This window comes from Neobacillus vireti, assembly GCF_036962465.1.
Taxonomy (GTDB): domain Bacteria; phylum Bacillota; class Bacilli; order Bacillales; family Cytobacillaceae; genus Neobacillus; species Neobacillus vireti_B.
Map to the genome: position 1 here is coordinate 65363 of NZ_JBALNF010000027.1, position 9215 is coordinate 74577.

The following is a 9215-nucleotide window of genomic DNA, read 5'->3' on the forward strand; positions in this document are numbered from 1 at the left end:
TGTCTCGATCTTTTAGCACTCTTAATCAAAACTAATAAAAAAAGCGGGTAACAAGTGCCGTAATTGGCCTTATCCCGCTTTTTTTATTAAAAATTAGAACTTTGAATGATAGTTTTCGATTTCCCATGCATGAACAGCCGTACGGTAGCTATCCCATTCTGCTTTCTTCATCGATACATATTCATTGTAAACATGTTCCCCGAGTGTTTTAGCAGCAATTTCTCCTGCTTCTAATTCTTTAACAGCTTCAGCTAAGCTGCCTGGCAAGTTATCGATTCCCCTGAATGCTCTTTCTTCTTCATTCATGTGGAAGATGTCTTCATTAATTGGTGCTGGTGCCTCAAGACCTTTTTCGATTCCGTCTAAACCAGCAGATGCAATAACTGCAAATGTTAAATAAGGGTTAGAAGATGGATCTGGACAACGTAATTCTACCCGAGTAGCAAGACCTCTCTTTGCAGGAATACGAATTAACGCTGAGCGGTTTGATGCAGACCATGCGATATAACAAGGAGCTTCATAACCAGGTACTAAACGCTTATAAGAGTTTACTAACGGATTTGTTACCGCTGCAATGCTCTTCACGTTTTCTAATACACCCGCAATGAATTGATACGCTTTTTCTGATAATTGCATGTCATCTGTAGGATCAAAAAACGCATTTTCGCTTCCCTCAAAGAATGACATATTTACATGCATACCAGAACCGTTGATTCCGAATACTGGCTTTGGCATAAAGGTAGCATGCATACCAAATTTCTTTGCCACTGTTTTTACAACCCATTTATAGGTAGTAGCAAGGTCTGCTGCCGTTAGTACATCCGCATATTTAAAGTTAATCTCATGTTGACCTTCCGCTACTTCGTGGTGAGAAGCTTCAATCGTAAAGCCCATTGCTTTTAATGCACGGTAGATTTCTAAACGAACACGCTCACCAAGATCATGTGGAGATGGCTCAAAATAACCTGCTTTATCCGTTAGCTCGGTAGTTGCATATCCATTGTCATCGTTTTTAAATAAGAAAAACTCTAACTCTGGACCTACTGAAATGGTATATCCTTTATCAGCTGCACGGTCTACTGTTTTTTTCAATACATTTCTTGTATCTCCTTCGAAAGGAGTGCCGTCTGGATTGGCTGCTGAGCAGAGGAAACGAGCTTCTGAATATCCCTCTTGTACTGTCCAAGGTAGAACCGCAAATGTTGCTAAATCTGGTTGAAGATAAAGGTCTGATTTATTAATAGGTGAAAAACCTTTGATAGAAGATCCATCAAACATCATTTTACCTTCTACTACGTCCTCTAATTGCGCACTTGTAACCGTGACGTGTTTTAAAATTCCTTCAATATCGACAAATTGCAAGTGTAATAGTTCAACACTTTTTGCTTTGATGATTTCTTTGATTTGCTCTAAAGTTGCTTCAGTAGAAGCGTTTGAAATTAGTGTTCCAGCCACGTCACATTACCTCTCATTTTCATGTTATATTTTGTCACATCATTTAATAACTAGATTATATTTTATAAATACAAGTTTGACAATCCTTTTTTGTATATTTTTTTGAATATTTATTCTAATTTTTTCGGAAGCGTTTTCATTTACACCCTATTAAATAAAGGTATATCTCTATCAATAGGTGTATAATGATAAATAAATATACAAAAATATGCAATATGATTCTAAGTCCATCGGTAAACGTTTTAAGGGCTGCTCCAGATGCGGGCAGCCCTTTTATCAAAAATTTATTTAATTCCAATTTTGCAGCTTGCTAACTACTAAGTAAAAATTAAATTTTCAATTTCCCCGTATCGATTATTTTTTTCAGGTAATCATATTCTTTTTGCTCTAGAATGTCGATCTCGTTGTTGGTAGCGAGGAGAATTTGATCCCTGCACTTTCCTATTCTTTGAATCATGGGATGAATGGTGAGACTCGATAAATTCACAAAATCGTATAAGTCGTTTAGACATACTGGCAATTTATAGCCTTTATTACTGCTTGCAATCAATAATCCGCTGTCCCGCAGCTTAGAAACAATGTTAGAGCGAAAATTATGCGGATTTAATTTGACATCTCGAATAGCATTCAGATTATCTAAAATTTCTTCAGTATATACATACTCGTCCGGATTTTCCTTCAAATTAAATAACAGAAACTTTAGAAAATCTAAACGAAGCCTCTCATCCTCATCTTCGCTTTTTCGATACTTTTCAATATATTTATACGTTAAATTAACAGCTTGCTTTATAATAATTTCGTCAGATTTTGAGTGATGATGCTCTGAGGGATAGTCAAAAAGAAAGTTTTTATAGTCCTGGGGCAGAAGGTTTACTGCAGCAATCTTACTTTTAAAGATTTTGGAAAAAGAACGGTAATGATCCGAATAGATTGTTCTTTCATATCCTGTTGCAAGAATCCTGGTGATTAGGTTCGCTAGCTGAGGAATGTTCTCTGAACGCGTTTGGTTGAATCCGAAGGTGGAATAATTAAATAAATCCGGTATGCTTCTAGTTTTCATATAATGGTTAAATGATCTAATAAATAGTTTAGATTCTTGTTCCTCGGCTGCAAAATCCAGTTGTTCGAACGTTCGATTTAAGTCATCATAGATTTGTCTATTTAAATACTTTAGGAAAGGGACTCTATATAAAATTGCATGGTCTTCTCTTATTTTTCTTTTATCAATAACATAGGCATAGATACTAAATGGTAAGTCCTTAAGGTCATTTATAAGCTGCATGGTTTGGGTTGGATCCTGGTCAATAATGTTTGGATCCATTACGCCAGTTTGAAAGTACTTTTGGCTAATCTGTTCAAGTTCCCTTTCTAAAGACGCTTTATTTGATTCTTTTAGGAGAATAGATGCAATAATAAAATAGGTGGACCCCCTCCCCTTTTCAAAATCAAACTGATCATCTCCCAATTCATCTATAAAAGCATATTGGATTTCCTCCATCTTTGCACCACCCTGAAATGAAATTTTGTCGTTATATACAAGTTCAACAAAATTTCATTCAAACCTCCTATCCAATGCTATTTTCAAGAAAAAGGACACTAATAATTAGCGCCCTAACTCAAAGATTCACCTGTTTTTGTTTTCTTTTTCACCAATTGAAGTATTCCCGATTTTTGGTTCGGTAGTGGAGTTGGTTTCATTTGGAACCCAATCAAAACTCGGTTCGGTTGTACCTGTTGACATTAATGGCTGGATGACTCCATCTGCCTTGGATGCATTTTTTGTGTTTTTGGAGTTAGAGTTGTCTTGTACCAATCATTTTCCTCCTTTTCATTTTCCAAATTTCTTGGATAAAGTCTCATTCTTATTATGGACTAAATGAAAAAGAAAATAATTATATTATTTCTTCCTTCAATTCTTCAATTTGTGCAAGATGTCTTTTTTCATGCAAACCAATAAGGGGAATCCACTGTTTTAAGCTTAATTCACCAAATACAGGATGCGGATATGCTCTTTGTGCTAATAATGATGGATCAGCGGTGTCCACCACTTTCGTTAATGCTTCCCTAGATTGAGAGAGCTTTTTTTTCATTTCAACTAATGTGATAAATTTATTTTCCGGTTCCACAATTGAAGGTGCTTTAATCTTAGTCGACCGATTAACGGCTGAATGTATTGGTTTATCACTTATACTTTTCTTTTGTCCATTTTCCAGCTGATCTGAAATGGCAAATGTTATCGCACGTTCTAGTAAATACAGGTGTTGGAGTACCTGCATAATTGTCCAGCGTCCTTCTTGCAGTTGTGTATTTAACTGAACATCTGATAAGCCACTGACAGACTGCAGTACTTCCTCTCGAATCTGGTTATTTTCCTCCATCTACATTTCTCACCCTTTTTTATTTCAAATTAAAATACGAGTTTTACCAGCCCTTACGAGAAGTTAAAGATTCAATATGTGCTAGATGGTGGCGGCCATGCCATGCATACATGCCGATATTCCTGCCCACAGAAACTTCACCTGATTCAGGGTGCAAAAATGTTCTTTTCAAATCATTCGAATTTAAACTACGAAGTAGTTGGACTAATCGTTTATGGAGGGCTGTGAGGAGTTCTAATGAAACATTAATTGGCAATTTACTATCGGGTAGATCCGCCCATTTTTCTTCCTGGTAAGGCTTAATCACCGGATTTTCTTCGGTTAGGGCTAATTTAAAACGAATATATGCATTCATATGACTATCGGCTATATGATGGACAACCTGACGTACGGTCCATCCCCCAAGTCGGTAAGGGGTATCAAGTTGTTCCATATTCATATTTTTTACAACTGATCTTAAAAGTTCGGGTAACTCTTCAATTTCTTCTATCCAATCCTTAACAACCTCGTTGGTTATTTCACCTTTATATTCGAATTTCCCAATTGGATACCTTTCGTCCATGATAATCTCCCCCTTTTCTACCTAATTTTAGCAAATTATACCACAATTTTAAATATTCCTTGTGTAACTAATTTCAATTATGGTAAGGATTTACTTATTTGAACTAGTGGATTATGATATGAATGTGATATCACTTTTATATCACTTTACCTTTAGGAGGGATTCTAAATGAGGGAAAAGTCTATCTTTAAAATGAATGGTTTCGCCGCACTTATTATTGCTTTAGCCTGTGTTGGTATTGGCATATTTTTAATCGTTACAAGAGATTCAATTGCTGAAAAAACGGTTGGAATAGTGGTGTTACTCTTGGGATTAGTTATTGCAACAAGTTTAACGATTGTTCAGCCAAACGAAGCAAAAGTCTTAACATTCTTTGGTACTTATCTTGGTGTCATCCGGGACCAAGGTTTATGGGCTACTATTCCATTTACCTTCAAACGAAGCGTTTCCTTACGAGTTACGAACTTTAACAGCGAGAAATTAAAAGTAAATGATTTAGAAGGAAATCCAATTGAAATTGCTGCGGTCGTGGTTTATAAAGTAAGGGATGCAGCCAAAGCATTGTATGACGTGGAGAACTATGAAAAATTTATTCAAATTCAAAGTGAAACCGGTATTCGCCATATTGCAAGTACCTATTCCTATGATTCATTCGAAAATAATACAAGTGCATTTACCCTTCGGCAAAATAGTGATGAAGTCGCGGACGTGTTGGTTCGAGATCTTCAAAGAAGACTGGAGGTTGCTGGCGTAGATGTGATTGAAGCTAGACTTATGCACCTTGCCTATTCTTCGGAAATCGCCTCTGCGATGCTTCAAAGACAGCAAGCCCAAGCTGTTTTATCTGCTCGTAAAGTGATTGTTGACGGCGCAGTAGGGCTTGTAAAAGCAGCGATTGACCAACTAACCGAACAGGATATTGTAGAGCTTGATGAAGAGAAGAAGGCTCAAATGGTCAATAACTTAATGGTCGCGATTGTTTCCGAAAAAGGTACACAGCCAATTATCAATACCGGAAGTATTTATTAAGGTCGTGTAGTTAATGAGTAAACGAAAAGCATTTCCGCTTCGGATTGACCCAAAGTTATACGAGGTGTTGGAAAAATGGGCTGAAGATGAGCTCCGAAGTGTGAACGCCCAAATAGAGGTAATTTTAAAAGAGGCTGCAAAAAAAGCGAATAGATTAAAATAAGTACTTATAATTTCATTTACTAAATGAAGCTAGGATTTTAAATTCAGAAATGGGTTTATTCCATTATCGGACAATTAAAATCCTCTAACACATCACTTCCGCCTCTAATAAAGGCGGTTTTTCTTTTCCAACGACATAATGTCCACCACCTTGGCAATAATAAACAAATAGTTTAAAGATAAATGACCGGAGGAAGAGACTTTGGAGCATACATGGCTTTCTCTGTTACCTTTTATTATTGTCATCTCCATGTCAATATGGCTGAAAAACATCTTGCCCGGCCTTGTCGTTGGCTTACTGGCCGGCGCTTTTATTGTTCAAACTCATTTATTAGCAGGTGCCTATCAAACCGTTTCTTATATTGTTACAACCCTATCCAATGGAAACAATATTAAAATTATCGGGTTTCTTTATTTATTTGGCGGGTTGGTCGGGATGATGAATATTTCCGGTGGCATTAAAGGATTCTCAGAATGGATTGGGGCTAGGATTAAGACCGAACGAGGACTCTTAGGACTCATTTGGCTCACCCTTCCCTTCACGTTTATGATGCCAATGTTCCGGATTATGATGATTGGCCCTGTCGTTAAATCGCTAATTAAAAAAATGAATGTCCCTAAACAACGAGTTGGCTTAATGATGGATATTTCCACGGAGTCAGTCATTGTCCTTTTACCCGTTGCGACAGCATTTGTGGGATTCATGGTTTCACTAGTGGAAGGAAGCATCCGAAAATTACAATTAGACATGTCAGCTTATCATGTATTCCTGCTAAGTATCTTGTTTGATTTCTTTGCGATTGTAATGCTATTGATTGGAATTCTATTTACCTTTTGGAATCCGGAAAAGAGAGGTCATGCTAGACAACGTGACCATGAGCTATTAGATGCAGAAGGAAATGAATTTCATCGAGCGGGCATACAAAAAGAATTGTCCTTAGTCAAAGCACAGCCTTGGAATTTAATCTTCCCCGTCCTTTTACTGCTAGGATTATCATTATTCCTTTTGTGGAAAGACGGTAAAGATAAAGGGGCTAAAACAGTATTCGAAGCTTTTTCGATGGCAGATGCAACCTTCGTGATGCTGCTAGCCGTTTTCATTACACTTGTCTTATCATTTGTGTTCTACATCATTAGGAGACAAGCCTTGCATGAAATCTTATACCATTTTTATGATGGTGGAAATCAAATGATGGAAGCCATTAGTCTTCTAGTCCTCATCTGGTCTTTGACATTATCGGCGGAGGATCTAGGTTTTTCAAAGTTTATCAGTTCGACATTGGGTTCATTTCTGCCAGCTTTTTTGACCCCTGTCACTATTTTTGTGCTCGGTTCTTTAATCGGCTATTTTATTGGATCTTCCTGGGGAACTTGGGGGTTGTTTATGCCTTTAGGTATGTCGCTGGCTGTTTCTACTGGTGCATCGATTCCGTTAACGGTCGGGGCGGTGTTTGCGAGCGGAGCATTTGGTGCGTTAACTTCGCCCTTGGGTGATACTACCATTACGACCGCGTCAATTTTGGATATGCCACTAGTGGAGTATGCCCGCTTTAAATTGAAGATTTCTGTCATTGGTGCTGCGCTTGCAATTGGTTTATACTTAGTTAGTGCGTTGTTTTTTATTTAGTTGATTTTAAGGACATTTCAGTCATTTTTAAAACCCTTGTCTTGCCTTCTTTAACAATCATTTAAAATAGATTATACTATAATAACAATACCTATTTTAAAAAGGAGAATTTCCTATGACTGAAAATAATCAAACCGAAGAAAAAAAGAAGGTTAGTCTTCAAGATCTAATGAAGCAGCAGTTAGCAAACAAAAAGAATCAATCTGCTTCAGGCAAAGGGCAGGCAAATAGCAGCCAAGCAACTCAGAAAATGAAAAGCCAGCAAACAAAGAAGCCAAGTAATACCCGCAGAAAAATGGGTGTCTAATGAACGGACGAAATCGAAAAGACCTGCAACCAGGATTGACGGTTGATATTGTTTTAAAAGCAGATCAACGAACGGGGAAGTTGACCAGAGGGATCGTAAAAGATATACTTACCAACTCCTCTACCCATCCTCATGGCATCAAAGTCCGACTCTCAGATGGGCAGGTTGGAAGGGTACAAGTCATCCACAATCACGAAAAATAATGAAAGCAACGCTCCATGGCGTTGCTTTTTCTGTTATTCTTTCTCTATCCCAAATTGTTGTTTTGCCAACTCCTTAAATTTTTCAGCCTCAATTATTTCTTTTGAAGCTATCCCATCCTTCCACTCTGTCCAAGTCGAATTCGTTAAAGTTATATTCCCATTACTTGTAAGACGTGTAAGTAACGGCCCCTTATTAAAAGGAGACTCGGGGTGTTCTGCGATAATTGACTGAATTTCATTAAATTCCGTCACATCGTAAATAGGATTCCTGTTATCAAAGGCATAGCCTATCTTCCATTCTGTATCTTTATGCTTAAGCTTCATCTCCAGCACATAATTCCCATATTGCGTATTTAGTTTGCGAACTCTAAATTCCCCATTATGAGAGGTAACCGGCTCACCTGTTAAGGGAACGGGTTTCAACGGTAAATTCCCACCAAAGCCAGTATCGACAACATAGCTTCGCCCTTCATGATTGACCAGAATGGTTACATGGGTTCTCCCAAGATCTTGATATTCTTGTTTAGCTTGATTAAACACAACACCGCGAGCTAGGAAGGCGTCAAATTCATTTGTGATTAAATAAAAATAGAAAAGTGAATTTAATTCATAGCAGATTCCCCCTTCCTTTCTAACCAAAATTTTATTAATTAAGTTCCCCTTCGTAATTTCATTAGTCTTCTTATCAATGATACATAAATTTTCAAACGGGATTGTTTGGGCTGTTTTTTCCAAAACGGTGGCTAATGAATCAAAAGTTATAAGATGTTCCTGTGACAATCCAATTCTTTCATAAAATAATCCATTTAGTTTATTCATTACGATTCTCCCTCATCTCCTGACCTCATTCTATCAAATAACGTATCAAAACCATCTAATCGAGAATCACATATTTTTTAGAAAATCAACAAAAATATGCAACAACAGAAATAAAATTTCTTATGATTTTAAGGAAAAATTAAGTTTAAAGTAGTTTAATCTTATTTAAGTTGATAATGCTTAAATGATAATTGCATTAACTCTTTTTTATGTTTAAACTCCTTCGAGTTTAGACCTCCCTATTAGGCTTAGCCTAGACCACTGAGCCCATTATTGCCTTTGATTATTTTAATCAGAGGTCTTTTTTTTGAACAATAAAAAAAGCGAGCGTTAAATAGCTCACTCTTCAAATCTTAGCAGTGACTCCCCTTATTTTTTGAACTTTAATTTAGCACAGCTTCTGCCACAATCTTGTGCTATCCATTACGGAATTTCGTTCCACAATTTCAAAGGCAGCATTCGTAATTGCTTGTGCCAATGATTCTCCTGTTGCACAAAAATCATTAAAACAAACCTTTGACAATCCTTTTATTTCATACGTAAATCCTAGCCTTTCTAACCGGTCAACAATAAGCATAGCATGGTCTATGTTCTGTTCTGGCTGAAACTCAGACTCGTGAATGAATTTCCCTTGTTCATAATCATACCAGCGGTCCCATCTATTTAACTTCCA

12 protein-coding genes are annotated in these 9215 nt (G+C 37.0%); 5 read left to right on the forward strand and 7 right to left on the reverse strand.

What is annotated here, in order from left to right:
• Positions 1-93 precede the first annotated feature (93 nt).
• From glnA to V7077_RS12370, 5 genes are all read right to left on the reverse strand, one after another.
• Positions 94-1455 (reverse strand): type I glutamate--ammonia ligase, encoded by a 1362-nt coding sequence (gene glnA / locus V7077_RS12350; protein WP_335501893.1) that lies wholly within the window; start codon positions 1453-1455, stop codon positions 94-96.
• 328 nt (positions 1456-1783) lie between these two features.
• Positions 1784-2953 carry a DUF3800 domain-containing protein gene (locus V7077_RS12355; RefSeq protein WP_335501895.1) on the reverse strand — a complete coding sequence of 390 codons (1170 nt, stop codon included), beginning with the start codon at positions 2951-2953 and terminating at the stop codon, positions 1784-1786.
• A gap of 126 nt (positions 2954-3079) precedes the next feature.
• The gene (locus V7077_RS12360) at positions 3080-3268 is read right to left on the reverse strand and encodes a hypothetical protein (protein ID WP_335501897.1); all 189 of its coding nucleotides are present in this window, start codon (positions 3266-3268) and stop codon (positions 3080-3082) included.
• 79 nt (positions 3269-3347) lie between these two features.
• Positions 3348-3833, reverse strand: coding sequence for a DinB family protein (locus V7077_RS12365; RefSeq protein ID WP_335501898.1), 486 nt, complete (start codon positions 3831-3833; stop codon positions 3348-3350).
• A 43-nt stretch (positions 3834-3876) separates the two neighbouring features.
• Complete coding sequence (locus V7077_RS12370) at positions 3877-4398, reverse strand: YfiT family bacillithiol transferase (RefSeq protein WP_335501988.1); 522 nt, start codon at positions 4396-4398, stop codon at positions 3877-3879.
• Between the two features lie 165 nt (positions 4399-4563).
• On the opposite strand from V7077_RS12370, the gene V7077_RS12375 reads away from it, so the two are divergent.
• The 5 genes from V7077_RS12375 (at position 4564) to V7077_RS12395 (ending at position 7723) form a co-directional block, all read left to right on the forward strand.
• Positions 4564-5424 carry an SPFH domain-containing protein gene (locus V7077_RS12375; protein ID WP_335501900.1) on the forward strand — a complete coding sequence of 287 codons (861 nt, stop codon included), beginning with the start codon at positions 4564-4566 and terminating at the stop codon, positions 5422-5424.
• Between the two features lie 13 nt (positions 5425-5437).
• A complete protein-coding gene (locus V7077_RS12380) occupies positions 5438-5587 on the forward strand; it encodes an Arc family DNA-binding protein (RefSeq protein WP_335501902.1) in 150 nt (49 codons plus the stop codon).
• A gap of 201 nt (positions 5588-5788) precedes the next feature.
• Complete coding sequence (locus V7077_RS12385; RefSeq protein WP_335501903.1) at positions 5789-7213, forward strand: Na+/H+ antiporter NhaC family protein; 1425 nt, start codon at positions 5789-5791, stop codon at positions 7211-7213.
• A gap of 115 nt (positions 7214-7328) precedes the next feature.
• Complete coding sequence (locus V7077_RS12390) at positions 7329-7520, forward strand: hypothetical protein (protein WP_215041881.1); 192 nt, start codon at positions 7329-7331, stop codon at positions 7518-7520.
• Complete coding sequence (locus V7077_RS12395; RefSeq protein WP_335501905.1) at positions 7520-7723, forward strand: YwbE family protein; 204 nt, start codon at positions 7520-7522, stop codon at positions 7721-7723. Before V7077_RS12390 ends, V7077_RS12395 begins: the two co-directional genes overlap by 1 nt.
• 33 nt (positions 7724-7756) lie before the next feature.
• Here the strand turns inward: V7077_RS12395 and V7077_RS12400 are convergent, their stop codons facing one another.
• Together V7077_RS12400 and V7077_RS12405 are read right to left on the reverse strand one after the other, a co-directional pair.
• Positions 7757-8542 (reverse strand): arylamine N-acetyltransferase family protein, encoded by a 786-nt coding sequence (locus tag V7077_RS12400; protein WP_335501907.1) that lies wholly within the window; start codon positions 8540-8542, stop codon positions 7757-7759.
• Between the two features lie 388 nt (positions 8543-8930).
• Positions 8931-9215, reverse strand: a 285-nt coding sequence (locus tag V7077_RS12405) for a BC1872 family protein (protein ID WP_335501909.1), incomplete at its 5' end; no start/stop codon positions are given.